Source organism: Kribbella sp. ALI-6-A, from assembly GCF_001984195.1.
Classification (GTDB): domain Bacteria; phylum Actinomycetota; class Actinomycetes; order Propionibacteriales; family Kribbellaceae; genus Kribbella.
This window is the reverse complement of record NZ_MTQN01000010.1, coordinates 1,177,296-1,202,785: the sequence shown is the minus strand read 5'-3', so window position 1 is coordinate 1,202,785 and position 25,490 is coordinate 1,177,296. Positions and strand designations below refer to the sequence as shown.

General features: G+C 69.9%; 21 protein-coding genes. 12 read left to right on the top strand and 9 right to left on the bottom strand.

Annotated features, from left to right (window positions below):
- Positions 1-5: 5 nt before the first annotated feature.
- Complete coding sequence (locus BWI15_RS20070) at positions 6-1,499, bottom strand: glycoside hydrolase family 36 protein (RefSeq protein ID WP_077015889.1); 1,494 nt, start codon at positions 1,497-1,499, stop codon at positions 6-8.
- A gap of 78 nt (positions 1,500-1,577) precedes the next feature.
- The gene (locus tag BWI15_RS20065; protein ID WP_077015888.1) at positions 1,578-2,939 is read right to left on the bottom strand and encodes an ABC transporter substrate-binding protein; all 1,362 of its coding nucleotides are present in this window, start codon (positions 2,937-2,939) and stop codon (positions 1,578-1,580) included.
- A gap of 133 nt (positions 2,940-3,072) precedes the next feature.
- Here BWI15_RS20065 and BWI15_RS20060 point away from each other — a divergent pair, with 133 nt between their 5' ends.
- Together BWI15_RS20060 and BWI15_RS20055 are read left to right on the top strand one after the other, a co-directional pair.
- A complete protein-coding gene (locus BWI15_RS20060; RefSeq protein WP_077015887.1) occupies positions 3,073-4,467 on the top strand; it encodes a DUF4832 domain-containing protein in 1,395 nt (464 codons plus the stop codon).
- Between the two features lie 57 nt (positions 4,468-4,524).
- Positions 4,525-6,471, top strand: coding sequence for a DUF4832 domain-containing protein (locus BWI15_RS20055; protein ID WP_077015886.1), 1,947 nt, complete (start codon positions 4,525-4,527; stop codon positions 6,469-6,471).
- 35 nt (positions 6,472-6,506) lie between these two features.
- Here BWI15_RS20055 and BWI15_RS20050 read toward each other — a convergent pair whose 3' ends face one another.
- Both BWI15_RS20050 and BWI15_RS20045 read right to left on the bottom strand, forming a co-directional pair.
- Positions 6,507-7,388, bottom strand: coding sequence for a carbohydrate ABC transporter permease (locus BWI15_RS20050; RefSeq protein WP_077015885.1), 882 nt, complete (start codon positions 7,386-7,388; stop codon positions 6,507-6,509).
- 8 nt (positions 7,389-7,396) lie between these two features.
- Positions 7,397-8,287 (bottom strand): carbohydrate ABC transporter permease, encoded by an 891-nt coding sequence (locus BWI15_RS20045; protein ID WP_077015884.1) that lies wholly within the window; start codon positions 8,285-8,287, stop codon positions 7,397-7,399.
- Between the two features lie 164 nt (positions 8,288-8,451).
- Between BWI15_RS20045 and BWI15_RS20040 the strand changes: the two genes are divergently transcribed.
- Positions 8,452-9,375 carry an FAD-dependent oxidoreductase gene (locus BWI15_RS20040; RefSeq protein WP_077015883.1) on the top strand — a complete coding sequence of 308 codons (924 nt, stop codon included), beginning with the start codon at positions 8,452-8,454 and terminating at the stop codon, positions 9,373-9,375.
- Here BWI15_RS20040 and pdxR read toward each other — a convergent pair.
- Positions 9,372-10,772, bottom strand: coding sequence for a MocR-like pyridoxine biosynthesis transcription factor PdxR (gene pdxR, locus BWI15_RS20035; RefSeq protein WP_077015882.1), 1,401 nt, complete (start codon positions 10,770-10,772; stop codon positions 9,372-9,374). The genes BWI15_RS20040 and pdxR overlap by 4 nt on opposite strands.
- A gap of 47 nt (positions 10,773-10,819) precedes the next feature.
- Between pdxR and BWI15_RS20030 the strand changes: the two genes are divergently transcribed.
- Together BWI15_RS20030 and BWI15_RS20025 are read left to right on the top strand one after the other, a co-directional pair.
- Positions 10,820-11,284 (top strand): carboxymuconolactone decarboxylase family protein, encoded by a 465-nt coding sequence (locus BWI15_RS20030; RefSeq protein ID WP_077016117.1) that lies wholly within the window; start codon positions 10,820-10,822, stop codon positions 11,282-11,284.
- Positions 11,285-11,290: 6 nt separating this feature from the next.
- Entirely contained in the window at positions 11,291-11,995 is a 705-nt protein-coding gene (locus BWI15_RS20025) for an isocitrate lyase/PEP mutase family protein (RefSeq protein WP_077015881.1), read from the top strand.
- A gap of 3 nt (positions 11,996-11,998) precedes the next feature.
- On the opposite strand, the gene BWI15_RS20020 is transcribed toward BWI15_RS20025, so the two are convergent.
- Entirely contained in the window at positions 11,999-12,472 is a 474-nt protein-coding gene (locus tag BWI15_RS20020; RefSeq protein ID WP_077015880.1) for a pyridoxamine 5'-phosphate oxidase family protein, read from the bottom strand.
- Complete coding sequence (locus BWI15_RS20015; RefSeq protein ID WP_237771363.1) at positions 12,472-14,490, bottom strand: hypothetical protein; 2,019 nt, start codon at positions 14,488-14,490, stop codon at positions 12,472-12,474. Before BWI15_RS20015 ends, BWI15_RS20020 begins: the two co-directional genes overlap by 1 nt.
- Before the next feature lie 83 nt (positions 14,491-14,573).
- On the opposite strand from BWI15_RS20015, the gene BWI15_RS20010 reads away from it, so the two are divergent.
- Positions 14,574-15,065 carry a pyridoxamine 5'-phosphate oxidase family protein gene (locus BWI15_RS20010; protein WP_077015879.1) on the top strand — a complete coding sequence of 164 codons (492 nt, stop codon included), beginning with the start codon at positions 14,574-14,576 and terminating at the stop codon, positions 15,063-15,065.
- On the opposite strand, the gene BWI15_RS20005 is transcribed toward BWI15_RS20010, so the two are convergent.
- Together BWI15_RS20005 and BWI15_RS20000 are read right to left on the bottom strand one after the other, a co-directional pair.
- Entirely contained in the window at positions 15,062-17,038 is a 1,977-nt protein-coding gene (locus tag BWI15_RS20005) for a protein meaA (protein WP_077015878.1), read from the bottom strand. The two genes, BWI15_RS20010 and BWI15_RS20005, sit on opposite strands and share 4 nt — an antisense overlap.
- Positions 17,039-17,154: 116 nt before the next feature.
- Positions 17,155-17,505, bottom strand: coding sequence for an STAS domain-containing protein (locus tag BWI15_RS20000; protein WP_083750880.1), 351 nt, complete (start codon positions 17,503-17,505; stop codon positions 17,155-17,157).
- Between the two features lie 121 nt (positions 17,506-17,626).
- On the opposite strand from BWI15_RS20000, the gene BWI15_RS19995 reads away from it, so the two are divergent.
- From BWI15_RS19995 to BWI15_RS19970, 6 genes are all read left to right on the top strand, one after another.
- Complete coding sequence (locus BWI15_RS19995; RefSeq protein WP_077015877.1) at positions 17,627-17,959, top strand: hypothetical protein; 333 nt, start codon at positions 17,627-17,629, stop codon at positions 17,957-17,959.
- Positions 17,960-18,174: 215 nt separating this feature from the next.
- A complete protein-coding gene (locus BWI15_RS19990) occupies positions 18,175-18,810 on the top strand; it encodes an RNA polymerase sigma factor (protein ID WP_083750879.1) in 636 nt (211 codons plus the stop codon).
- A 1-nt stretch (position 18,811) separates the two neighbouring features.
- Complete coding sequence (locus BWI15_RS19985) at positions 18,812-19,948, top strand: CU044_5270 family protein (protein WP_077015876.1); 1,137 nt, start codon at positions 18,812-18,814, stop codon at positions 19,946-19,948.
- A 92-nt stretch (positions 19,949-20,040) separates the two neighbouring features.
- Complete coding sequence (locus tag BWI15_RS19980; protein ID WP_083750878.1) at positions 20,041-22,041, top strand: RCC1 domain-containing protein; 2,001 nt, start codon at positions 20,041-20,043, stop codon at positions 22,039-22,041.
- Between the two features lie 66 nt (positions 22,042-22,107).
- Entirely contained in the window at positions 22,108-22,929 is an 822-nt protein-coding gene (locus tag BWI15_RS19975; protein ID WP_077016114.1) for an ATP-grasp domain-containing protein, read from the top strand.
- A gap of 55 nt (positions 22,930-22,984) precedes the next feature.
- Positions 22,985-25,489 carry a DEAD/DEAH box helicase gene (locus tag BWI15_RS19970; RefSeq protein WP_077015874.1) on the top strand — a complete coding sequence of 835 codons (2,505 nt, stop codon included), beginning with the start codon at positions 22,985-22,987 and terminating at the stop codon, positions 25,487-25,489.
- Position 25,490: the final 1 nt, after the last annotated feature.

The following is a 25,490-nucleotide window of genomic DNA, read 5'->3' as shown; positions in this document are numbered from 1 at the left end:
GCTACTCACGAGATCGGATACTGCTGTCCCCGGTTCAGCGCGGCGGTGAAGTCGACCGGTCGCCCGTCGATGCTGAACCCGTACCGGCCGTTCCGGACGATCTCGGGCCGCTTCGACAGGTAGGTGACCATGCGCTCGAGCTCCTCGGGCATCAGCCAGGACGGCGGGTCGGACACCGCCTTGAACCCGCAGATCGCGGCCAGGTCCTGCAACCAGCTCATCTGGGTCTCGGTCAGCAGGTTGAGCCGGCTGCGGAAGTACACGACATCGGGGTCGACCTCGACCAGCGGCGCCTGCCACAACCGGTGCAACGTGTTCACCAGCGCGTTGTAGGCCATCGCGTCCGAGGGGTCCTCGCTGGCGTAGTTGGTCCACAGCGGCGCGACGTCCGGGCCGCTGCGCATCCCGTCGACCAGTCCGAGCGAAGGCAGCAGCAGACCACCACTGGCCAGCAGGTAGACGTCGGGTCCCGCCACCTTCCGGATCATCGCGAGCGCGTCCCGGTAGGCCTGTTCCCGATGCACCCCCGACTCCCGTACGCCGGGCATGGCGCCCGCGTTGATGAAGTCGAGCTTGAGATACCGGAAGCCCCACTCGTGCACCACCCGGTGGATCAACTCCGCCAGATGAGCCTGTACGCCGGAGTGCGTGAGGTCCAGCGCCCAGTACCCTGTCCCCCAGTTGTGCCCGGCCACCACCGGATCCCCGGCCTCGTCCCGCAGCACGAACTCGGGATGCTCGCGCGCGATCGAAGACGTCGGCAGCACGATGAACGGCGCCAGCCACAGCCCGGGACTCATCCCGGCGCCAGTGATCCGCTCGGTCAACGCTCGCATCCCGGAGGGGAACTTGTCGTTGGGCTGCCAGTCCCCGACGGCCTGCTGCCAGCCGTCGTCGACCTGCAGTACGTCGAACGGCAGGTCGGCGAGCGCGGCGATATCCTTGTTCAGCAGCTGTTCGGTGATGCCCTCGTAGTACGCGTACCAGGTGCACCACACGTTGCCGGCCCGCCGGTCGCTGCTGCCGAGCCGGGCGGCCAGCTGTTCGGCGTACTGGGTGAAGACGTCCTGTTCGGGGCCGTAGGCAAGGAACCAGGGCGCGCCGTCGACCTCGCACCAGCCGGCGAGGGTGTCCTGGTCGGCGCTCAGGCGCGGGGTCCCGAGCCCGAGCGAACCGAGCAGCAGCACCTGGCCGTCGGCGCCTTGCAGCGCGGCCACCGCCGACGAGTGGTGCCGGGCCGGGTCGTCCCAGGTGGTGTCGTCGGCGGTGAGGCGGCGCTCGGGACTGGCGATGCGCAGCGGGGCCTCGCTGAGCCGCCGCCAGCCGCACGGGCTCCAGGAGTTCTGGCCGTGGCGGTAGAACAGCGCGTCGCCGAGGCCGTGCAGGATCGCGACCCGGCCCGGCGGCAGGACCAGACCGCCGGGCACGGACTCGGGGGGCTCGGAACCGGTCAGCTCCACCGCGAGCACACGGTCGGCCAGGTCGACGAGCAGAGGCATGGATCTCCTTGAAGCAGCAGTGACCGTTCGGCGGGACAGCCGGTGCGGGCCCGCCGAACGGTTTCGGGGTCGGATCGGTCAGCGGAACAGGTCGTTGACCTGCTGGTTCGCCTTCGTCAGCGCCACAGCGGGTTCGGCCTGGCCGAGAATGACCGACTGCATGGCATCCTGCACGATCTGGCTGATCTCGGTGCCGTGATCAGTGATCGGCAGCAGGAACGTGCCGCCGGGAGTTTTGGTGTAGTCGACGTAGACCCGCACGTCGCGGCCCTTGGCCTTGTGGGCGGCCAGCGCCTTGTCGGTCGCGGATTTGATCGCCGGGAAGACCACGGCGTTGCCCGCGACCAGATTCTGGCAGTCGGCCGAGCCCAGGTACTTCACCCACTTCCAGGCGGCGTCCTTGTGCTCGGTGCCGGCCCAGATCGCGTCCGAGAGGCCGTTGATCGCGCTCTTGCGCTGCCCGACCGGACCGACCGGCAGCGGCGCGAGCGCGAACTTCTGCTTGGCGTCGGCGCCCAGGTAGGTGTTGATCGTCCAGGAGCCGGCGATCGTCAGCGCCGCCTTGCCCGCGTTCATCACCGCGTCGATGCCGAGCGTCGACTGCTTGTCGAACCTCGGCGCGTAGCCTTTGTCCGTCAGCGCCTTGTACCAGCCGATCGTCTCGACCAGCTTGGGATCGTCGTACTTGTACTGCGTGCCCCACGGGTTCTTGTCCAGGTACGTGAACCCGTTGGCGGCCGCCAGTTCACCCCAGCCGTTCTGTCCCTGCGAGCCGTCGTTCCACTCCGGCTGGTAGCCGTAGACCTTGACCTTGGTCTTGTCGAAGGCGGGGTCGAGCCCGTTGCGGCCGTTCGCGTCGACGGTCAGCTTCGCGATGGTCTGCTCGAACGTCCCGCCGTCGTTGGGGTTCCAGGTCAGGTTCGCCAGGTCCGCGGGCTTGATGCCCTGCTTGGCCAGCATCTGGCTGTTGTAGACGATCGCCTCGGTGTCCCAGTCCTTCGGCAGCCCGTAGCGCTTGCCGTCCTTGGTCCACAGGTCGGCCAGACCGTCCTGGTACTGGCCGAGGTCGACCTTGTCGGCCTCGACGTTCGGCTGGATGTCGAGGATCTGCTGGCTGGAGACGAACTGCGGGTAGTACGAGACCTGGTTGGTCCACACGTCGGGCGCGTCACCAGCGGCCAGCTGCGTGGTCAGGTTCTGCCAGTACTGCGCCCACGCCGTCTGGGTGATCTTGACCGTGATGTTCGGGTTGGCGGTGTGGAACGCGTCCGCACAGGCCTGGTACGACGCCTGCTGGTTGTCGTCCCAGAGCCAGTAGTCGAGCGTGACCGGGCCGTCGGAGGCCCCGTCGCCGCCCGTCGAGTCGCTGCAGGCGGTGAGTGCGGTGGCCGCCAACAAGCCGCTCAGCAAGGCCGCTCCGACCTGCTTCCTCTTGATCATCGAGTGCCTCTCCTGGATCTGGCGCGGGACCGGGCTGACCTCTTGCCACGGTCGGCTGTCTCGAATAATGATGTGGCGCATCGAAAATTTGTCAAGGGCAGATCGTAAACCCTGGCACATCCTGGAGGCTTCGATGGTCCTTTCACCGCTCTCCCGCCGGGCCCGGACAGCTGTCGTCGCGGCATTGACCGCGGTCGCGCTCGTGCTGCCGGCCTCGTCCTCGGCCGCCGGCCCACCCGACGACGGCTGGCGAGCGTTGCCGGCCGCGGCGGCGCCGGACGCCAATCCCCTGAAGGGCTTCATCCCCTACGCGGGCAGCTACTCGACGTTCCCGCACTCGATGGAGTGGTTCTACCTGCCGCTGAACGCGGTGATGACCGGTCCCGACCGCTTCGACTGGAAACCGCTCGAGGACCAGCTGAACGCCATCGCCGCCCGCGGCCACCAGGCGGCGTTCCGCTTCTACCTCGACTACCCGGCCAAGCCCAGCGGCATCCCGCAGTTCCTGCTGGACCAGGGACTGCTGACCCGCCCGTACGACGACTTCGACAACCACGGCCTCAGCGTGTCACCCGACTACGACGACCCCCGGCTGGCCGCGGCGCTCGACACGTTCATCGCGGCGCTCGGCAAGCGGTACGACGGCGATCCTCGGGCGGGATTCATCCAGCTCGGCCTGCTCGGCTTCTGGGGTGAGTGGCACACGTGGCCGCACAACGGCGATCCCGGCACGGAGAACTGGTTCGCCTCCCAGGCCCAGCAGCTCAGGGTGCTGAAGGCGTACGACCAGGCCTTCGACAAGACCAAGCTGATGGTCCGCTACCCGAGCACCGACAACGCGGCGCTCGACCTGGGCTACCACGACGACTCCTTCGCCTACTCCACCCTGCCGGGGCCCGGCTGGCACTTCATGGACCTGATGCAGCAGGCGGGGACCACCGGCAAGTGGCTGAAGGCACCGATCGGCGGTGAGCTCCGCCCGGAGCTGCAGGGCTGCCTGTTCGCCGTACCGATGCAGTGCGGCGGTGACGGCGACAACAACTTCGCCGACGGCGTCACCCAGACCCACGTGTCCTGGCTGCTCAACCACTACGCCTTCAGCCCCGGCTACACGGGCACCACCTACGACAACGCCTTGGCCGCCGCCAAGTCGATCGGCTACGAGCTGCGTGTCGCCGCGGTGCGGACCAGCCACCAGCGCCGCAGCCTGGACGTCTCCGTCCGGATCCAGAACGACGGCGTCGCCCCGTTCTACTACGACTGGCCGCTGCAGGTCGCCGCCGTCGGCCGCGACGGCCGGATCGCCCGCACCTGGACGACGCCGTGGAAGCTGAGCGGCATCAAGCCCGGCGCACCGGTCGAGCTCAGCACGGCCCTTCGCACCGCCGGCCTGCGCAAGGGCGACTACACGTTGGTGCTGCGGGCCGCCAACCCGATGCGAGGCGGCCTGCCGCTGCGCTTCGCCACTGCCGGCCAGGACACCACCGTGCCCGGCTGGCTCACGCTCGGCCGGACCAGGATCTCCTGACCTGGTCCGTCCACCCAGCGGGGGATTCATCCACCTCACCACCGGAGGTCACCGCCCATGCCATCCCTCCTCGCGCGGTCCTGCCGCGCTGCTGTCGCTCTGGCCCTCGGGGCACTGCTGACGCTGCCGTCGACGGCACCCGTCGCCGCCGCCCCGCAAGGTCCGCCGCCCAGGCCCGCGGCTCCCGCGAGCCCCGACCCGTCCCTCACCGTCCACCCACTCACCGCCGCGCCGGGCCCGATCGACAACCCGCTGAAGGGGTTCGCGCGCTTCTACTCCCCCGGCAGCAACCAGAACCAGGGCTATCCGCACTCGCTGACCTGGACGTACTTCGGGCTGTCGGAGATCATGACCAACGCCTCGAACTGCGGTTCGTACGACTGGTCGCTGGTCGACCAGGCCCTGAACGAGAGCGCGACGTACGGCAACCAGGTCGCGATGCGGTTCTACATGGAGTACCCGGGTGGCTCCGGCACCCATCCCGCCAACGCGATCCCGCGCTGCTTCGACGGTCACGTTGCCTACCGCAACAACGCGTACTGGAACACCACCAGTCCCGACTACGACAACGCCTACCTGCTGACCGCTGTCAAGAACTTCATCGCCGCGTTCGGCGCCCGGTACGACGGGGATCCGCGGATCGGGTTCATCCACACCGGCCTGATCGGCCTGTGGGGTGAGTGGCACACCTGGCCGTACGACACCGACACCGCGGACGGCTATCCGAACTACATGCCGACCGATGCCCACGGCACCGAAATCCTGCAGGCCTTCGACAACGCGTTCAACACCACCAAGCTGGAGGTCCGGTACCCCGGCGCTGGTGGCGCCGGGGCGAAGAACCTGAACATCGGCTACCACGACGACTCGTTCTGCTACCGCGAAGGCAGTCCGCTCGCCGGGGTGACGCTGCCGGCGTCGCTCGGCGGTGCGAGCTACTCCCAGCTGCAGCGGGCCCTCGAGCAGGGCGTGGAGAACAAGTGGATCACCAACTCGATGGGCGGTGAGGTCCGGCCGGAGATCCAGTCCCAGGCGTTCAACTACTGGCCGGGCGGCTCGGGTCAGGTGGACAACATGAAGGCGTGCATCGAGCTGGAGCACGCCACCTGGAAGATGAACGAGCAGAGCGCCAACTACAGCCCGACCGACCCGAACGTCGCGGCCGCCGTCCGGCTGATGGGCTACAACCTCGGCGTCACCAACGCCTACTACCCGAACACCGTGTCCGGCACCGCCAAGATCGGCGTACAGATCAGCAACGACGGGGTGGCGCCGTTCTACTACCCGTGGACGGTGACGCTCGGCCTGAAGAACAGCGCCGGTACGGTCGTCAAGACCTGGGACACCCCCTGGGATCTGCGCACCGTGATGCCCCGCAAGATCCGGGCCTTTCCCGACTGGGGCGTCGGCGCCGACCCGACGTACCGCGACTTCGGGTACGCGCAGTACTTCGACACGACCGTCAACCTGTCCGGCGTCGCCAACGCCGGCTACCAGCTCGTCCTGCGGGTGAAGAACCCGCTGGAGACGGTCAACGCGAACGCGAAGAAACTGCGGTTCGCCAACGCCACCCAGAACGCCGACGGCTGGCTCGGCCTCGGTTCGATCACCGTCGGCTCCGCGGCCGGCGCCACCACGGTCGAGGCCGAGAACCCGGCCAACACCCTCACCGGCGGGGCGGTCGTCGCGAGCTGCTCCGGTTGCTCGGGCGGCGCCAAGGTCGGGTACGTCGGCAACGGCGCGACGCTGGTCTTCACCACCGTGAGCAGCGCGACCGCGGGGAACCGCACGCTGACGCTGTCGTACCTGTCCGCGGTGGCCCGGACGGCGACCGTCAAGGTCAACGGCGGAACGGCGACCAGCGTCGACTTCCCGGCCACCGCTGACTGGAACACGGTCGGCACCCGAAGTCTCACCGTCCCGCTCGTTGCCGGCAACAACACCATCACGATCGCCAACCCGACCGGGTGGGCACCCGACATCGACAAGCTCACCATCACCTGACAAGTGGGGCGCCCCGACCCCGGGGCGCCCCACCCTCACTTGAGGCCGGAGAAGTTCAGCGACTCCACCAGCCGCTTGCCGAGGAAGATCAGCAGCAGGAGCACCGGGACTACGGACAGCACCGATCCGGCCATCAGGCCCGTCCAGTCAGGCGCCCGGTTCGGGGACTGCTGGAGAAACACGCCGAGCCCCACGGTCAGGACCCGGGTGTCCTCCCCCTTGCCGACCAGCAGCGGCCACAGGTAGTCCTTCCAGCTCCAGACGACGGTGGTCAGGGCGATGGTGATCAGCGGGCCGCGGCTCATCGGAAGCACGATCCGCCAGAACATCCCCCACGGGCCGACTCCCTCGAGCATCGCGGCCTCTTCCACCTCGCGCGGGATCGACAGGAAGAACTGGCGCAGGAAGAACACCGCGAACGGCGTCATCAGCAGGCTGGGCAGCACCAGGCCCGGAATCGTGTTCAGCAGGCCCAGCTGCTTGGCCAGGACGAAGTTCGGCAGCAGCGTGAAGATCGGCGGCACCATCAGCGCGGCGATGATGATGCCGAAGGCCAGGTCGCGGCCGGGGAAGCGCAGCCGCGCGAACGCGTAACCGGCCATCGCGCAGCAGAAGGTCTGCACGGTCGCGATCAGCCCGCTGTAGACCACGGAGTTCAGCGTGTACCGCAGGAAGTTGATGTGGGCACCCGATCCGCCGGCGGCGCGGGCCTCCTCGGGACCGACCAGTCCGAGCACCCGGCGGAAGTTGATCAAGGTGGCGCCCTGCGGCCACAGCGAGGTGGTTCCGTCGTAGAGGGCGGCGGCGGGCGTGAGCGCCGTACGGACCATCCAGTAGAACGGGAAGACGGTGAGCACGAGTGCGGTGGCCAGAGCGAGCCAGGCGGCGGCTCGGCCGATCTTCGATCCGGAGAACATGCGACTCCTCAGGCCAGGTCCGAGCGGGACGCGCGCAGCATCCGCATCTGGAGGACGGTCAGCAGGCCGAGCACGACCACGAGCACCATCGCCACGGCCGCGGCGTAGCCCATGTGGAAGTAGGTGAAGGCCTGCTGGTAGATGTAGTAGTAGATGACGCGGGTCTCCGGGATCGGCGCCTTGCCGCCGTAGACGACCGCGACGGTGTCGAAGATCTGGAACGAGCCGATCAGCGACACCACCAGCACGAGCGCGAGCACCGGCCGCAGCAGCGGCAGCGTGATCGAGCGGAACATCCGCAGCTCGCCCGCGCCGTCGATCGACGCGCTCTCGTACAGGTGCTGCGGGACCTGCAGCATCCCGGCGTACAGCAGCAGCGCGGTGTAGCCGGTGTAGGCCCAACTGTTGACCAGGGCAACCAATGGCATCGCCCAGAACGGCGAGTTGAACGACAGCGTGGTGTCCAGGCCGACGCCGCGCAGCAGGTGGTTGACGAAGCCGAGGTCCGGATCGAGCAGCCAGGCCCACAGCAGGCCGATCGTCACGTTCGGAACCAGCCAGGGCACCAGCAGCGCCGCCCGCAGCACGACCGAACGGGTCAGGCGGTGCATCAACGCCGCGAGCCCCAGCGCGAGCGCGGTCTGGGAGACGATGTTCAGCACGACGTAGTACGCCGTGACCTTCAGCGCGTTCCAGAACTGGTCGTCGTCGATCAGGTGCCGGTAGTTCTCCGCACCCACGTACGCCGGGTCGTTGAGCAGGCTGAAGTCGGTCAGCGAGTACCAGATCCCCCGCACGGTCGGATAGGCGTAGAAGACCGCGAAGCCGAGCATCACCGGCAGCAGGAACAGCCACCCCGTCCGCCGGTCGTCGCGCTGCTTCGGCCTCACCGCGTTCATCCCGGCGCCTCCTCGATCCCCACTGGTCGCACCCCGGCGGGGCGTCGTCGGATGATTATGATGCGGCCTAGCGAATCTTTGTCAACAGCCAATCGTATTAGTGCTGTGGTTCGGCGACATCGCTGTGACTGGCGGGACGGAGGTGAACGGGTGACAATCTGTGGATGCGCGTGATCGTGGTGGGTGCCGGCGTGATCGGGCTGAGCGCGGCGGTGCGGCTGGCCGAGGCCGGGTACGACGTGGGCGTGTTCGCGCGCGACCTGCCGCTGGAAACGACGTCGGCGGTGGCGGCCGCGATCTGGTACCCGTTCCTCTCCGCACCGCCGGACCGCATCGCCGGCTGGGCGCGCACGACGTACGCCGAACTGGTGGAGCTCGCCGCATCGGTGCCTTCGGTGCGGCTGCGGCACGGCCGGGAGTTCCTGACCGAGTCGCGGCCGGTCCCCTACTGGGCCGACGTGCTCGGCGACTTCGCGCGGGTCGGGTCACCGCCGCGGGGGTTCAAGGACGGCTGGTCGTTCACCACCCCGGTGGTCGAGATGCCGCTCTACCTGCAGTACCTGGTCAAGCGGCTGGAAGCAGCCGGCGGGTCGCTCACGCGCGCAGCCCTGTCGGGCCTGCCGAACTCGGCTGACGTCGTCGTGAACTGTGCGGGACTCGGCGCCCGGCTCACCGCCGGGGACCCAACCGTCACGCCGGTCCGCGGCCAGGTGCTCACTGTCGAACAGTTCGGCCTGACCGACTGGCTGATCGCCGACCAGAGCCCGTCCGACCTCACGTACGTCGTACCGCGGTCCAACGACATCGTCATCGGGGGCACCAGCCAGCCCGACAGCTGGGACCTGAGCATCCGGCCGGACACGGCCCAGGCGATCCTCGACCGGGCGGCAGTTCACGTTCCCGAACTGCGCCAGGCCAAGATCATCAAGCACCGGGTCGGACTGCGCCCGGCGCGACCGGCAGTCCGCTGCGAGAGCGTCCGCGTCGGCGAGCAGACCGTTGTGCACTGCTACGGCCACGGCGGCTCGGGGGTCACGCTCTCCTGGGGCTGCGCCGACGAAGTGCTTGCCTTGGTCAAGAACGCTTAGACGCCGAGCACTTGGCACAGCAGGTCGAGCGCGCCGGAGTACGAGTGGTCCGGCGGCGTCCCGTAGCCCACGACCAGGGCCTCGCGGGTCGAAGCGCCGTGGAAGTGGTACGTGTTCAGATGCGCCAGCCCTAGTCGCTGCCGGGCCGCCCGGTCGACCATGTCCTGCGCGTCCCCCGGTACGTCGAGCAGAACGTGCAGACCAGCCGAGATGCCGGCGACCCGTACGCCGGGCGCGCGGACGTCGAGCAGCTCGACCAGGCGGTCGCGGCGACGCCGGTAGTGCAGCCGGGACCGCCGTACGTGCCGGTCGTAGTGGCCGGACTCGATGTACTCCGCCAGGATCAGCTGATCGAGCGTGGCGGTCTGCAGGTCGGCGGTGCGCTTCGCGGCGAGCAGTGGCTCCATCAGGTGCTGCGGCGCGACCATCCAAGCCAGCCGAAGCCCGGGCGCGAGGCTCTTGCTTGCCGTACCGGTGTAGACGACTCGCTCCGGGTCCAGCGTCTGCAGCGCGCCGACCGTCTGCCGGTCGTAGCGGAACTCACCGTCGTAGTCATCCTCGATCAGGACCGCACCGGTCTCCCGAGCCCACTGCACCGCCGCCGTACGCCGATCCGGCGCCAGAGGCACTCCTGTCGGCATCTGGTGAGCGGGGGTGAGCAGGACGGCCTGACCGGTCAGCTGGTCCGTCCGTACGCCGTACTCGTCGACCGGGATCGGGACCGGAGTCAGCCCGCGGGTCCTGATCACGTCCCAGTGCAGGTTGTAGCCGAACTCCTCGACCGCGACCGTGGTGGCGCCCTGGTCGCGCAAGGCTTCGCTGAGCAGGTTGAGCGCCTGGACGTAGCCGGAGCAGACCAGGATGCGCTCCGGGTCGGCGTGCACACCGCGCGCTCTGGCCAGGTAGTCGGCGAGCATCCGGCGCAGCTCGGGGCGGCCGCGCGGGTCGCCGTACCCGAAGGCGTCGTTGGGTGCCGACGACAACGCCTTGCGGGCAGCCGCGAGCCACTCGCCGCGCGGGAAGGTGGCGAGGTCGGGTGAACCGGGCCTGAGGTCGTAGCGGACGTCCGAACTCCTGGGCCTGGTGATCGGCGCAGGCGCGGGCGGTACCGCGCTCGGACGGCCGGCGACCACGGTGCCGGAGCCCTGGCGGGCCGTCAGCCAGCCTTCCGCGACCAGTTGCCCGTAGGCGTCCGCGACGGTATTCCGCGCTATGCCGAGGTCCTTCGCCAGCGTGCGGGACGACGGCAGCCTGGTCCCGGGCACCAGCCGGCCGCTCCGGATCGAGCTGTGCAGCGCGGCGACCAGGTCGGCCCGGCCGCGGCTTCCGGTCAGATCCAAATGCAGATCCGCCCCCGCTTCTGGCGGCTCGTCGGAATTGGCCCGTCGCGCTGTCATAGAAGTGGACCATACTCCTGGGCCGGTGCGCGGATAGCGTGGTCGGCATGAGCACAACGACACGACGACGGGTGAAGGTGGCCTCGCTGGCCCCCGAGTTCTACCGGGCGATGATCGCCCTGGACGCCGAGTCCGCGCACGGGCTGGACCCACTGCTGGCCCACCTGGTGCGGATCCGCGCCTCGCAGCTGAACGGCTGCGTCTACTGCCTCGACATGCACACGCTGGACGCCCGGCACGAGGGTGAGACCGAGCAGCGGCTCCACCTGGTCGCCGCCTGGCGGGAGGCCGGCAAGTTCTTCACCGCGCAGGAGCAGGCCGCGCTGGCGCTGACCGAGGCGATCACGCTGATCAGCGTGGACCACGTGCCCGACGAGGTGTACGACGCGGCCGCCGAGCAGTTCGGCGACAAGGAACTGGCCCAGCTGATCAGCCTGATCATCACCATCAACGCGTGGAACCGGATCGGCGTCACCGGACGCCTCGAGCCCGGCCACTACTCCCCGAGCTGAGGCCTGATGAGTCGAGCAGAGACGCTGCGTGCCCTGCACCACGGCGACACCCCACTGGTGCTGCCGAACGCCTGGGACCCGGTCAGCGCCCGCCTCGTCGCCGAGGCGGGCTTCCCGGCGGTCGCGACCAGCAGTGGCGCGGTCGCCCGAGTCATCGGGTACGACGACGGCCAGCTGACCCCGGCGGCCGAGATGTTCGCCGCGGTCGCCCGGGTGGTCCGGGCGGTCGACGTACCGGTGACCGCGGACATGGAGGCCGGGTACGGGCTGAGCCCGCAGGAGTTCGTGGAGCGGTTGCTGGAGACCGGAGCGGCCGGCTGCAACCTGGAGGACTCGACCAGCGACGGTCTGACCGAGCCGGAGCGGCAGGCCGACTACCTGGCCGAGGTGCGGGCAGCTGCTGGAGCGGATCTGGTCGTCAACGCCCGCATCGACACCTTCGTGCAGGGCGGCACGGTGGCGGACGCGATCACCCGCGGCCGGGCTTATCGCAGGGCCGGAGCGGACTGCGTCTACCCGATCCTCGCGCCGGTGGAGTCGATCGCCGAACTGAAGGAGGGCATCGGCGGGCCGCTCAACGCGCATGCGACGCCGGACGGGCCGACCTGCGCCGAGCTCGTCGCGGCCGGCGCGACTCGGATCTCGTACGGAACCAGCCTGCACCGCTACCTGATGGACAGCTTCCGCAAGCTCCTGCCCGAGCTGGGCTGAGCGTCAGTCCAGGGAGATGACCAGGCGGGAGTCGGCGCCGGTCCCGTACTCCGGGTCGCCACCGCGGATCAGGACGGAGTGCTCCGTCGCGGTCGCGCGGTACAGCCGGAACAGGCCGTCGCCACGCAGTTCGTCGAGCTCGAACCCGCGGCCCTCGTCGAGCCGGCTGTTGTAGATCGCGGCAGCCGGCTCCAGCTCGTCATCGGGCACCTGCGCCGCCGTCGCCTCGACGTACACGGCCTGGGCCTTGCCGACCGCCACCGACGAGTCGAAGATCGCCAGGCTCACGGCGGAGCGGACAGCGAGGTTCTGCGAGTGCCGGGTGGTGGGCGAGGAGGCCCAGTAGAAGCGCCGGTACTCGTCCGGCACGAAGTACACCGGACTGACCCAGGGCTTGCCGTCGGCGTCCGCCGTACCGAGGGCCAGGTAGAGATTCGCGTCGATCACCTCTCGGGCCAGAGCAGCGTGGTCTCGCATCAGATCTCCTCAACAGTCGCAGAGTCTCGTTGCGGCAGGCTATCCACGCCGGGGTGCTGACGAGGCCCGAGCCGGCCGATCGCCTCCGTTGCCCACCACGACGCGGGCGAGCGGGCGTCGTCGAGTCCTAGCCGCAGCGCGTAGACGAGCGCCCAGTCCTGGTCGTTGGCGAGCGGGTCGGCGACGTGGGCGGAAAGGTTGTTGACGGCACTGGGGTAGACGAAGGCGCAGGTGGCAGTGCCGTCCTGGTGGAAGTTGGCCAGGTTGGCCCTGAGGATCGCCTCGCCTGCGGGGCGGAGGTGCTCGTCCGGCCAGGACAGGTAGACGGCCGCACTGAGCACGGACCAGTAGTGCGGGAACACGTCGCCCCAGAGCCGGAGCAGGCCGAACCAGTAGCCGTCCCAGTGCCGGATCGGGATGTGCCGCAGCCGTACGTCGGGCTGGTCGGCTGCGAACGCGGTCAGCCACGGCAGGCGACGAGTCAGCTCCGCGAGCTCGACCGCCCCCTCCTCGTACGCCGCCAGCAGGAGCTCCAGCAGGGGTGCGACCATCGACTGCTCGTAGTTGACCTCGTGCGGCGGCAGGTCGTCGCCGTACTCGATGAACGCGGCAGCGTGCCGGGCCAGGTGCTCGCGCATCCGGGCCGCGGTCGCGGTATCGGTCGTGGCAGCCAGCGAGCGCAGCAGCGGGCCGAGGTCGAAGGCGAGGAAGTGCTCGCCGCCGAGCGCGTAGTACCGGTCGATGATGCGGACCGCCCCGGCGGTGTCGCCCTGGCCGAGCAGGAAGCGGGCGAACCAGGGGAAGTTGTAGAGCCGGGTCCGGCTCTCGTGCAGGCTGTCGTCGGCGACCGTGCCGTCGGCGGCGACCAGATGCTCCAATACGAACTGCTGGTAGCCGGCGAGTGCCTCGTCCAGCTCGGCTCGGTCGCACCAGCCACGGTCGCGCGCCTCCTGGAGCAGCAGGGCCGTGCCGATCCGCTCCCGCGCGTCGGACCAGTCACGCCAGCCGCCGGACAGCAGGCGCAGGCCCGTCTGAGCGTCGTACGGGACGAACGCGAAGCGGCGGCTGTCGCTCAGCTCGACCGGGCGCTGGTGGTCGAGGACGAAGCGCACCCGGCGTTCGACGATCTCCCGCAGCGGCTCGTGGAAGAGCAGACCGACCCGGGAGCTGACCTTGCCGTCGGTCACGTCGACGTACTGGACGCCTGGCTCCGCGGAGGTCACTGTCGAAGGGCCGGTGACGCCATCGGCCAGTTCCAGCGCGAGCGACTCGCCCACCAGCGCAGTGAGCACCGGCGCCTCGACCAGCGGCGTCCAGCTCGCGCGGAAGTCGGCCAGCGAGTCGAACCACTCCAGCTGCCAGGTCCACCGGTAGGACTCCCCCGGCGCCAGCACAACAGGTGACTGGCCACCCAGTGCGTGCGGGGAACGCGCGTGGTCGGTGACGTGCAGGTAGAGGTGGCCGCGGCTGTTGCTGCTGGTCACGCTGTCCCGCGACTCGACGGAGTACGCCCACAGCTCGCCCTCGATCAGTCGCAGTCCCAGACCGGGCCCACTGCCGTCCATCGGGACCGCCCAGACCCAGGAGTCCGCGCCACCGGTCCAGACATGAGCGTGTACGGCGCTGCGCAGGCTCTCGCGGCTGGAGCTGTAGAGATCGCGCCACGGCGTACTGATCGCGAGCGAGCCGATCTCCACCGAGTCGGAGCCGGTGTTGCGCAGCTCGTACGTCTCGGTCCACCGCTCGCCGAACCGCCTGCCGACCCGCAGCTCCAGCTCGCCGAAGCGGTACAGCAGGTCGATCCCGCTGGACCGCCACCGCGTGAAGGCCGGTGCGTCGAAGCGGTGGCTGCCGCGCGAGGTGATCACGAAGCCCTTGCCCCAGTAGTGCGTCGGGTCGTGCCAGGCGCTGTCCGACAGCAGCATCGAGTGCCCACGGGTCGGATGCAGCACCGCCGCGACCGCCCCGTCGCCGCCCACCTCGACCTGCCCGGCCCCGACCGCGAAGATTTCCGGCATTTTCTCAACCTACCGATGTCGAGAGCCGTCGAGCGGCTTCGTCCCCCTCATGTCAGACCCCGACGACCACAAAGGACATGACGATGAACCAGCACGAGATCGCCGAGATCCTGGCCAAGCCGTACGCGCAGGAACTGCTGTTCGCCCCCGCCCCGGCCCGCTTCTCCTACGTCGCCCTGGACGGCGGCCCGCGGGTGGTGCCGATCGGCTTCCACTTCGACGGCGAGCGCCTGCAGATCTTCACCGTGCCGAAGTCGGCCAAGGTGAAGGCTCTGCACCACAACCCCCGGGTCGCGCTCACCCTGGACACCAACGGCTTCCCGCCGAAGGTCCTGCTGATCCGCGGCACCGCCGAGCTGAAGCTCGAGCAGGGCGTCCCGGAGCAGTACATCCTGGCCGGCCGGAAGGTGATGACCGCCGAGCAGCACGTCGGCTGGACCCAGGGCGTGAAGGACCTGTACGACGAGATGGTCCGGATCACCGTCACCCCGGACTGGGTCAAGCTGATCGACTTCGAGACCAACCTCCCGAAGGACGTCCAGGACCTGATCGACGCCAAGCAGGCCCAGGGCTAGAGGCTGTTGGCGTGGCGGATGACGTCGACGACGTCGGACATCATGCCGGTCAGGTCGTAGTCCTTCGGGGTGTAGACGGCGGCGACGCCCGCTGACTTCAGCGCGCGGGCGTCGGCGTCGGGCACGATGCCGCCGACCACGACCGGTACGTCGGACAGGCCGGCGTCGCGCAGCCCGGCGACCACCTGGGGAACGAGTTCCATGTGGGAGCCGGACAGGATCGACAGGCCGACGCAGTGCACGTCCTCGGCGACCGCGGCGGCGACGATCTGCTCGGGGGTCAGGCGGATGCCCTGGTAGATCACCTCGAAGCCGACGTCGCGCGCGCGCACGGCGACCTGCTCGGCACCGTTGGAGTGGCCGTCCAGGCCGGGCTTGCCGACCAGGAACCGCAGCCGTCCGCCGAGCTCCTCCGCGGTCGCCGCGACCTTGGCCCGGACGGCGGCGATCTCGTCCCCGGCGCCGGACACGCCGACCGAGCCCGACACCCCGGTCGGCGCCCGGTACTCGCCGAACACCTCCCGCAGTACGCCGGCCCACTCGCCCGTCGTCACCCCGGCCCGGACACAGGTCAGGGTGGCCGGCATCAGGTTGTCCGTTCCCTTGGCGGCCTCGCGCAACGAGGCGAGCGCCGACTCGACCGCCGCGGGGTCGCGCTCGGCCCGCCACCGCTCGAGCGACTCCAGCGCGGCGGCCTCGGCGGCCGGGTCGACGGTCTGGATCGCGGTGTCGAGGTCGGCGGTCAGCGGCGACGGCTCGGTGTTCTCGAACTTGTTCACCCCGACCACGACGTGCTCGCCGGACTCGATCCGCTGGCGTCGTTCGGCGTGCGACGCGACCAGGGCCTGCTTCAGATAGCCGGACTCCACCGCGGCGACGGCGCCGCCCATCGCCTGGACGCGGTCGATTTCCTCGCGGGCACCGGCGACCAGCTCGGCGACCTTGGCCTCGATCACGTGCGAGCCGTCGAAGATGTCGTCGTACTCGAGCAGGTCCGACTCGTAGGCGAGCACCTGCTGCATCCGGAGCGACCACTGCTGGTCCCACGGCCGCGGCAGGCCCAGCGCCTCGTTCCAGGCCGGCAGCTGGACTGCGCGGGCCCGCGCGTTCTTCGACAGCGTGACGCCGAGCATCTCCAGCACGATCCGCTGCACGTTGTTCTCCGGCTGCGCCTCGGTCAGGCCGAGCGAGTTCACCTGGACGCCGTACCGCAGGCGGCGGGCCTTGGCCTGCGTCACGCCGTACCGCTGCTCGGTGATCTCGTCCCAGAGCTTCACGAAGGCCCGCATCTTGCAGGTCTCCTCGATGAAGCGGACCCCGGCGTTGACGAAGAACGAGACCCGCTGCACCACATCGCCGAACCGCTCCGGCGGCACCTGCCCGCCGTCCCGCACCCGGTCCAGTACGGCGATCGCGGTCGACAGGGCGAAGGCCAGCTCCTGCACCGGCGTCGCGCCGGCCTCCTGGAGGTGGTAGCTGCAGATGTTGATCGGGTTCCACTGCGGGACGTTGGTGACCGTGTAGGCGATCAGGTCGGTCGTCAGCCGCAGCGACGCGTCCGGCGGGAACGCGTAGGTCCCGCGGGACAGGTACTCCTTGACGATGTCGTTCTGCGTCGTCCCGGTCAGCTCGTCCGGCGTCGCGCCCTGCTCCTGCGCGGCCACCTGGTAGAGCGCGAGCAGCCACATCGCGGTCGCGTTGATCGTCATCGACGTGTTCATCCGCGCCAGCGGGATCTGGTCGAACAGCGCCCGGACGTCGCCCAGGTGCGCGACCGGTACGCCGACCTTGCCGACCTCGCCCTTCGCGAGCGGGTGGTCGGGGTCGTAGCCGGTCTGCGTGGGCAGGTCGAAGGCGACCGAGAGCCCGGTCTGGCCCTTGGCCAGGTTGCGCCGGAACAGCGCGTTGGACTCGGCCGCCGACGAGTGGCCGGCGTACGTGCGCATCACCCAGGGTCGGTCCTTCGCGGTCATGTACCCGAGAGTAGGACTGTGTGTGCTTGTGAGTCCGCAGCTCGTGACCGGTGTCACCAGCGGCATGGATCACAGCCCCGACCTCTGGCGGACCCGCGTCGGAACGCCCCTGAGCGCTAGGCGGAGATCGGCAGCGGGGTCCGCTCGACCGCGAGGATCCGGTGCAGCCGGGTGACCGCGAGGATGCGGACGACCGAGGGCACCGGGTGCCGCAGGACGAGCCGGCGCCCGAGCAACTGGGTCCGGCGGTGGGTGGCGACCAGCAGTCCCAGCCCGGTGGCGTCGACCGCGTCGACCGCCCCCAGGTCGACCACGACGTCGCCGTCGGTCCGGTCGATCAGGTCGTTGAGGATTTCACGAACGTCGCCCACCGAGCGGACGTCGAGCAGTCCGGTCAGGCGAACCACGTTTCCAGCGGTGAGGTCGAGGTCGGCGTTCGAACCTGCGTGTGGGGTCGGTGCGAGCATGTCCGTGCCCTCCGCTCTTCCGGCAGCCCCCGAGTTGGCCGCACTGCAGCGTGTGTTGGTAAAGACTCCATGGCGACCCGAAAGGTTGCCAAGAGCTCGAGATCTTCCTTTTCGCGCGACAATGGTGTGCGTGTTCGCCGACCAGTACTTCCTCTTCCCCGTGGTGGCCATCGCCCTCGTCGGCGGGGTGGTGCTGCTGTGCCGCTGGGCGTTCTCCCGGCCCAAGGGCGGCTCGCTGGTCCGCCGGACCGACTACTCCCCCGCCGACCGGGACACCTTCGGCCTGCTGGTCGACGTCCGCACGACCGCGTCGTACAACGAGGCCCGGGTCGCGGTGTCCAAGCTGAAGGATCTGGGCATCAAGGCGACCGCCGCCCGGACCAAGGAGGGCTGGTCGGTCTACGTGTGGCCCTCCGACGAGGCCGCCGCGCGCGGCTTCCTGGACGCTTCCTGACGGTCCGGCCGTCGCCTCTCACCGCCTGCTGACGGGTGGTTTCTCCCGTCGTGTCCTCCGGACGGCGCGGTCGCGCGTCAACGTCGCGGCAACTGGTGATCGGGGACGAGAAGGGTTCTGGGGACATCGGACAAGAACAGGGTGAGCCGAACGGCAGCGCCGCTGCCACAGGTCCCGTCCGGGGGCCTGCCCCGGCCGGTCCAGCGAGGAGCCCGATGACCCCCGACCTCGCCCTGGCGACCGTCGCGTTGCCGGGCCGTCCGATCGTGCACCGGGCCCAGGTCGTCGCCGACGAGGACGGGCGGATCCTCGAGTCGTCGGTGCGTAGCCCGGAGCGGTTCACGCCGATCTTCGACAAGTACTTCCCCCAGGTGCACGCGTACGTCGCCCGCCGGCTCGGCCCGGACCTGGCCGACGACCTGTCGTCGGAGACGTTCCTGATCGCGTTCCGGCAGCGCGACCGGTTCGACAGCCGCAGCGGCGTGGTCCGCGCCTGGCTGTACGGGATCGCGACCAACCTGATCCGGCGGCACCGACGCGACGAGGTCCGGGCCTGGAAGGCGACAGCGAAGCTGCCGTTGCCCGCTCCGGCCGCCGGGCACGAGGAGCGCGTCGCAGCACAGGTCACCGCCGAGAGCGCCGGCCGTCAGCTCGCCGCCGCGCTGGCCAAGGTGTCCGCGAAGGACCGCGAGGTGCTGATGCTGGTCGCCCTCGGCGGACTGAGCTACGACGAGGTCGCCGCCGCGCTCGGCATCGCCTACGGCACGGTCTGTTCGCGCCTGTCGCGCGCCCGCCGCGTCGTACGGGAACATCTGGGCGACGCCGACCCGACCAAGCTGGAGGAGGACTGAGATGGACGAGCTCGACAAGCTCCGCTCGGCCTTCCCCGAGCCGCCCGGTCCGACGCCCGAGGCCACCGCACGAGCCCGGCGCGAGCTGGAGGCGCTGGTCCGGGCCGAGGCCGCTCCGCGTCGCCGGATCCACCGTCTGCACGCCGCCGTGCGCTCCGGGCGAGTCGGGATCGCCCTGACCGCGACCGCCGCCACGGTCGCCCTGGCCGCGCTCGCCGTCCCGGTCCTGCTGTCGCCCGGTTCAGGTCCGGGCGCCGCACCGGTTCCCGGTACGACGTCGGTGCCGCGCCTGGTGACGGCGAGCCAGGTGCTGCTGGATCTCGCGGAGCTGCAGGAGCAGAACGAGAAGGTCTCCGGCAAGTACTTCCGGGTCCGGAGCCTGCAGGTGCGCAGATCCACCCAGGTCGGCAAGCCGGCGTACCAGCTCGAGCGGCGCAACATCACCGAGAGCTGGATGCCGGCCCAGCAGGGCGTCGAGTCGTGGTTCGGCTGGATCGATCTCGGGGCGCGGCCGGCGAGCCCGGCGGACACGGCCAAGTGGAAGGCGCAGGGCTCCCCGACGTCCTGGCAGGTGGAGCACGAGGTGGACCCGGTGACGATGGCGCCGGGCAAGCCGGTGGTGCGCAAGATGACCTTCGACGACGTACCGCCGGGGTACTTCCTGAGTGGGATCAAGCCGGTCACCGCGCAGCAGATCCAGGCGCTGCCGACCGATCCGGACAAGCTGCGCGCGCTGCTCGCCGCCGGGGCGCAGAAGGGTGCCTCGCAGAACGACATCGACTACACGGTGTTCAGCGCCGCCGGGCGGCTGCTGTTCGAGATGCCGTCGCCGCCGAAGCTGCGCGGCGCGGCCCTGCGGGTGCTGTCGATGCTGCCCGGGACCGAGTTCGAGCCGAACGTCAAGGACGCGCTCGGGCGACCCGGTACGGCGTTCACCTACGACTGGTCCCGCGCCGGTACCAGGCCGAGCGACGATCCCACGATGCTCAACGACGGCCGCACGCGCTATGTCGTCGACACCACGACGGGTCGCCTGCTGAGCTCGGAGTACCTCGGCCTCAAGGCCGGCGCCAGCATCGTCCTCGAGTCCGGCTGGACCGACGAGCGTCCCACCCCGCCCTCGCCCACCATTCGCTGACCTCGCGGCCGGGCAGCTCCCCTCGATGCTCCGCGCTGGACGGATCACCAGGGCGCGAGTACAACGGACACCACAAGGGGGAGGGGGCGCAGATGATGCGCTGGGGACTTGTTGCTGTGGGGTGCCTGCTCGCGACCGGGCTGCACCTGAGCGAGGCGGCGGCGGCAGAGCCGGGCTCCGCGTGGGCCTGGGGCGGAAACGGCACCGGCCAGTTGGGCAACGGGACGACCACCGGCCGGAGCAACGCCGCGCCGGTCACGTCGCTGACGAACGTCACCAAGGTGGAAGCAGGGCGCGAGCACTCGATCGCTTTGCGCTCCGACGGCACGGTGTGGACCTGGGGATTCAACGAGATGGGCCAACTGGGCGACGGAACGTCGACCAACCGGTTGGCGCCCGTCCAGGTCGGTGGGCTGAGCGGAGTCGTCGACATCGCCGGCGGGCACTATCACAGCCTTGCGCTGCTCGCGGACGGCACGGTCCGGGCCTGGGGCTACAACTCGTTCGGCCAGCTCGGCAACGGCGCCACGACCAGCGCGCAACGGACTCCCGTCGTGGTGAGCCCGTTGTCCGGGGTGGTGGCGATCGCGGGCGGCCGCGACATGAGTTACGCGTTGCGCTCCGACGGCACCGTGTGGGGCTGGGGCCTGAACACGACCGGTCAGGTGGGCGACGGCACGACGACGATGCGGACCCGTCCGGTCCGGGTCGGCAGCCTGGCCGGCATCACCGCGATCTCCGGCGGCCGTGACCACGGACTCGCGGTCCGCTCCGACGGGACGGTTTGGGCCTGGGGCGACAACACCCAGGGCCAGGTCGGCGACGGCAGCCTGACCAACCGGCTCACTCCGGTCCAGGTGACCGGCCTGACCGGCGCGGTGGAAGTCGCCGCCGGCGCCTACCACTCGATCGCCCGGCTGGGGACCGGGACGCTGCGGGCCTGGGGCCAGAACTCCAACGGCCAACTCGGCGACGGTACGACGACGCGCCGGACCCAGTCGGTCGCCGTCGCCGGCGTGACCGGGGCGACCGCCGTCGCGACGGGCCGGCAGCACACCGTCGCGGTCGTCACGGGCGGAGCCCTGCGAGCCTGGGGATCGAACGCCGCCGGCCAACTGGGCGACGGAACCCTGACCGACCGGACCAGCGCCGTGACGGTGGGCGGGATCACCGGGGCCGTCGAGGTCTCGGCCGGCCGCGACCACACGATCGCCCACGTCCCGGCCGTGGTGACCGAGCCGGACACCACCCCGCCGAGTGCGCCGGGAGTCCCGACGGGCCAGAGCAACTCCAGTTCGACGATCACGCTCAGCTGGGCGGCCGCAACGGACAACACCAGTACGTCGTTGCGCTACCAGGTCTTCGAGGATTCGGCGGCCACCCCGGTCGCGGAGCTGACGAGTTCCGGTCCGACGGTGAGCTACACCCGCTCCGGGCTCGCGGCCGGGTCGACGCACACCTACTCGGTGCGCGCGATCGATGCCGCAGGCAACATCAGCCCGACCGCCGGGCCGTCGGCGCCGATCACTGTCCAGCAGGCGTCGTCGGCGATCTTCGAGTCGGATTTCTCGGCCGGCTTCACCGGCTGGACCACGAACACCGGACTGACCGTGGACACGACCCAGGGCTCGCCGTCGGCGCCGAGTGCCCGCGGCAATCCCGTCGCGGCCCGCGCGTTCGCCAATCGTGGTCTCGGCGGGACCTATCCGAGCCTGTGCCACAGCCAGCAGGTCCGAGTGTCGTCGCTGGGCGCGAGCGTCGACCTGATCAGGTTGCGGACGGCAACGGACTCCGGGGTGGTCCGGGTCTACGTCGACGCGAACCGGGTGCTCTGGCTCCGGTCGGACGTGACCGGCACGCAGCGTTCGTCCGGCGTCGCGGTCACGCTGAACGCGTGGCACACCGTCGAACTGTGCGGCACCGTCGGGACGGCCGGCTCGTGGACGCTCTACCTCGACGGCACCCAACGCGGTACGCCGTGGCAGAGCAACACCGGGACGACCCCGGTCGGCCGGGTCCAGATCGGTGACACCGGAGCCAAGACCTGGACGATCAACTTCGACACGGTGCGGACCGACCAGTCGCCCAATTGACACCAGAACCGGCGAACGCGCGGAAACGAGAGGCGAAGCAGCACGTCGTTCGGGAGAATGCAGTGCATGCTGCTGGTACCGGGGGACCCGCTGAATCCGCGTCGCGACGATCCACACTTCGCGGCGCAGGCCGCTGCCGCGCGGTCGGCCGGCGTCCCGGTCGCGCGGGTCGACCACGACGCGCTGACCAGAGGTGACGCGGTCCTTCGGGTGCCTGCAGCGGACGACGCGGTGTATCGCGGCTGGATGCTCTCGGCGGACCAGTACGGCGACTTCGCTGCCGGTCTCGAGGCGTGTGGCGTTCGGCTGCGGACTTCGGCTGACGAATACCGCACGGCCCACGAGCTGCCGGGCTGGTACGAGGCTCTGCGTCCGGTCACCCCGGAGTCGGTGTGTACCGAGGGGCCGGACCTGGCCGATCTGGTCAAGTTGGCGCGTGGACTCGGCGGTGGCGCGGGAGTCCTGCGGGACTACGTGAAGTCGATGAAGCACTACTGGTCCGAGGCCTGCTACCTGCCCGACGTGCTCGACGACGCGGCGGTCGAGCGGATCGGCACCCGCTTCCTGGAGCTGCGCGACGACGCGTTCACCGGCGGGTTCGTCGTACGCCGGTTCGAGGAGTTCACCGGGGCCGAGGCCCGGACCTGGTGGATCGGCGGTCGCTGCGTGCTCACGACGCCGCATCCGGACACTCCCGACGACCTGCCCACCGGACTGGACCTGCTCGAGATCGAGCCGCTCGTCGCCGAGCTCGCCCTGCCCTTCGTCACCGTCGACGTCATCCGGCGTACGGACGGAGCGTGGCGAGTCGTGGAACTCGGCGACGGCCAGGTCAGCGACTGGCCGGCCACTGCGGACCCCACCACCCTCGTCTCCGCGTTGTTCTAGCACTCGTGCGGGCGGTGAGTCCGTGGGTTCCGGCGATGCGGGACAATGGTTCTCGATGACGCTGACCGAGAAGCTGCCGGACTCCACCGATCCCGACGCCCTGTACGACGCCTTCGCCACCTGGGTCGGCTCGCAGGGCATCTCGTTGTACCCGGCGCAGGAGGAAGCGCTGATCGAGGTGATGACCGGGTCGAACGTGATCCTGTCCACCCCGACCGGCTCCGGCAAGAGCCTGGTCGCCACCGGCTCGCACTTCGCCGCCCTCGCCAACGGCAAGCGCACCTTCTACACCGCCCCGATCAAGGCCCTGGTCTCGGAGAAGTTCTTCGCGCTCTGCGAGGTCTTCGGCGCCGACAAGGTCGGCATGCTGACCGGCGACGCCTCGGTCAACGCCGGCGCCCCGATCATCTGCTGCACCGCCGAGGTGCTGGCCAACGTCGCGCTGCGCGAGGGCGCGGTCGCCGACGTCGGCCAGGTGGTGATGGACGAGTTCCACTTCTACTCCGAGCCCGACCGCGGCTGGGCCTGGCAGGTCCCGCTGCTGGAGCTGCCGAACGCGCAGTTCATCCTGATGTCGGCCACGCTGGGCGACGTCGAGCGGTTCAAGGTCGACCTGAGCCGTCGGACCGGCCGGCCGACCGCGATCGTCTCGTCGGCCGAGCGCCCGGTGCCGCTGGTCTACAAGTACGTCACCACTCCCCTGCACGAGACGCTCCAGGAGCTGCTCGTCACGCACCAGTCGCCGGTGTACGTCGTGCACTTCACCCAGGCCTCGGCGCTGGAACGCGCGCAGGCGCTGACCAGCATCAACGTCTGCACGAAGGAGGAGAAGGACAAGATCAAGGAGCTGATCGGGCACTTCCGGTTCAGCTCCGGGTTCGGCCGGACCCTGCAGCGACTGGTCATGCACGGCATCGGCGTCCACCACGCCGGCATGCTGCCGAAGTACCGGCGGCTGGTCGAGCAGCTGGCCCAGGCCGGGCTGCTGAAGGTGATCTGCGGGACCGACACCCTGGGCGTCGGTATCAACGTGCCGATCCGCACCGTCGTCCTGACCGCGCTCAGCAAGTACGACGGCCGCCGGCAGCGCATCCTCAAGGCCCGCGAATTCCACCAGATCGCCGGACGCGCGGGCAGAGCCGGCTACGACACCTCGGGCACGGTCGTCGTCCAGGCGCCCGACCACGTGGTGGAGAACGTCAAGGCGCTCGCGAAGGCCGGCGACGACCCGAAGAAGCAGCGCCGGGTGCAGCGCAAGAAGCCGCCGGAGGGTTTTGTCACCTGGGGCGAGGACACCTTCGACCGGCTGGTCGCGGCCGAGCCCGAGCCGCTGCAGTCGAAGATGCGGGTCAGCCACGCGATGCTGCTGAACGTGATCGCCCGCGACGGCGACGCGTTCGCGAGCATGCGGCACCTGCTGCGCGACAACCACGAGGACGCCAAGGCGCAGGTCCGGCTGATCCGGCGGGCGATCCAGATCTACCGCACGCTGCTCACCGCCGGGGTGGTTGAGCGGTTGGAGGAGCCCGACGAGTTCGGCCGGACGCTGCGGCTGACCGTCGACCTGCAGAAGGACTTCTCGCTGAACCAGCCGCTGTCCACGTTCGCGCTGGCGGCGCTCGACCTGCTCGATCCTTCAGATCCCTTGTATGCGCTGGACGTCGTCTCGGTCGTCGAGGCGACGCTGGAGGACCCGCGCGCGGTGCTGATGGCCCAGCTGCACCACGCCAAGGGCGAGGCGGTGCAGTCGATGAAGGCCGACGGCATCGAGTACGAGGAGCGGATGGAGCTGCTCGACGAGCTCAGCTGGCCCAAGCCGCTCGAAGAGTTGCTCGGGGCAACTTTGGAGATCTACCGGCAGACCCATCCGTGGATCGCCGAGGCCGGGCTGTCGCCGAAGTCCGTGGTCCGGGACATGTTCGAGCGGGCGATGACGTTCGGCGAGTTCGTCCAGTACTACGGGCTGGCGCGCTCCGAGGGCATCGTGCTGCGCTACCTCAGCGACGCGTACAAGGCGCTGCGCCAGACCGTGCCGCCGGACAAGGTGAACGAGGACCTGACCGACCTGATCGAGTGGCTCGGCGAGGTCGTCCGGCAGACCGACTCCAGCCTGCTCGACGAGTGGGAGGAACTCACCAACCCGACGACGCTCGAGGTCGAGGCGCCGCCGGTTCCGCTCGGCCCGCGCCGGATCACCCTGAACAGCAGGGCTTTCCGCGTGCTGGTCCGCAACGCGATGTTCCGCCGCGTCGAGCTCGTCGCCCTGCACCGCTGGGCCGAGCTGGGCCAGCTGGACAACGAGTCCGGCTGGGACGCGGGCCGCTGGGCCGAAGCCGGTACGGCGTACTACGCGGAGCACGACGTGATCGGCACCGGCCCGGCCGCGCGCGGTCCGGCGCTGTTCCTGGTCGAGGAGCACCCGGGCTACTGGGAGGTCCAGCAGATCATCGACGACCCCGAGGGCAACCACGACTGGCGCATCACCGCGACCGTCGACCTCGGCGCCTCGGACGAGGCCGGCGAGCTGGTCCTCGAGATCGTGTCGTTCAAGCCGCTGTAGT

What these genes read in the sequence shown, in the direction of transcription:
- pdxR (WP_077015882.1), bottom strand. Translation starts at nt 10,772, where the DNA reads ATGACAGCGCGACGGGCCAATTCCGACGAGCCGCCAGAAGCGGGGGCG.
- BWI15_RS20025 (WP_077015881.1), top strand. Translation starts at nt 11,291, where the DNA reads ATGAGTCGAGCAGAGACGCTGCGTGCCCTGCACCACGGCGACACCCCA.
- BWI15_RS19995 (WP_077015877.1), top strand. Translation starts at nt 17,627, where the DNA reads ATGGTGTGCGTGTTCGCCGACCAGTACTTCCTCTTCCCCGTGGTGGCC.
- BWI15_RS20010 (WP_077015879.1), top strand. Translation starts at nt 14,574, where the DNA reads ATGAACCAGCACGAGATCGCCGAGATCCTGGCCAAGCCGTACGCGCAG.
- BWI15_RS20070 (WP_077015889.1), bottom strand. Translation starts at nt 1,499, where the DNA reads ATGCCTCTGCTCGTCGACCTGGCCGACCGTGTGCTCGCGGTGGAGCTG.
- BWI15_RS20045 (WP_077015884.1), bottom strand. Translation starts at nt 8,287, where the DNA reads ATGAACGCGGTGAGGCCGAAGCAGCGCGACGACCGGCGGACGGGGTGG.
- BWI15_RS20020 (WP_077015880.1), bottom strand. Translation starts at nt 12,472, where the DNA reads ATGCGAGACCACGCTGCTCTGGCCCGAGAGGTGATCGACGCGAATCTC.
- BWI15_RS19970 (WP_077015874.1), top strand. Translation starts at nt 22,985, where the DNA reads ATGACGCTGACCGAGAAGCTGCCGGACTCCACCGATCCCGACGCCCTG.
- BWI15_RS20055 (WP_077015886.1), top strand. Translation starts at nt 4,525, where the DNA reads ATGCCATCCCTCCTCGCGCGGTCCTGCCGCGCTGCTGTCGCTCTGGCC.
- BWI15_RS20040 (WP_077015883.1), top strand. Translation starts at nt 8,452, where the DNA reads ATGCGCGTGATCGTGGTGGGTGCCGGCGTGATCGGGCTGAGCGCGGCG.
- BWI15_RS19985 (WP_077015876.1), top strand. Translation starts at nt 18,812, where the DNA reads ATGGACGAGCTCGACAAGCTCCGCTCGGCCTTCCCCGAGCCGCCCGGT.
- BWI15_RS20005 (WP_077015878.1), bottom strand. Translation starts at nt 17,038, where the DNA reads ATGACCGCGAAGGACCGACCCTGGGTGATGCGCACGTACGCCGGCCAC.
- BWI15_RS20060 (WP_077015887.1), top strand. Translation starts at nt 3,073, where the DNA reads ATGGTCCTTTCACCGCTCTCCCGCCGGGCCCGGACAGCTGTCGTCGCG.
- BWI15_RS20065 (WP_077015888.1), bottom strand. Translation starts at nt 2,939, where the DNA reads ATGATCAAGAGGAAGCAGGTCGGAGCGGCCTTGCTGAGCGGCTTGTTG.
- BWI15_RS20050 (WP_077015885.1), bottom strand. Translation starts at nt 7,388, where the DNA reads ATGTTCTCCGGATCGAAGATCGGCCGAGCCGCCGCCTGGCTCGCTCTG.
- BWI15_RS19975 (WP_077016114.1), top strand. Translation starts at nt 22,108, where the DNA reads ATGCTGCTGGTACCGGGGGACCCGCTGAATCCGCGTCGCGACGATCCA.
- BWI15_RS20000 (WP_083750880.1), bottom strand. Translation starts at nt 17,505, where the DNA reads ATGCTCGCACCGACCCCACACGCAGGTTCGAACGCCGACCTCGACCTC.
- BWI15_RS20030 (WP_077016117.1), top strand. Translation starts at nt 10,820, where the DNA reads ATGAGCACAACGACACGACGACGGGTGAAGGTGGCCTCGCTGGCCCCC.
- BWI15_RS19980 (WP_083750878.1), top strand. Translation starts at nt 20,041, where the DNA reads ATGATGCGCTGGGGACTTGTTGCTGTGGGGTGCCTGCTCGCGACCGGG.
- BWI15_RS19990 (WP_083750879.1), top strand. Translation starts at nt 18,175, where the DNA reads ATGACCCCCGACCTCGCCCTGGCGACCGTCGCGTTGCCGGGCCGTCCG.
- BWI15_RS20015 (WP_237771363.1), bottom strand. Translation starts at nt 14,490, where the DNA reads ATGCCGGAAATCTTCGCGGTCGGGGCCGGGCAGGTCGAGGTGGGCGGC.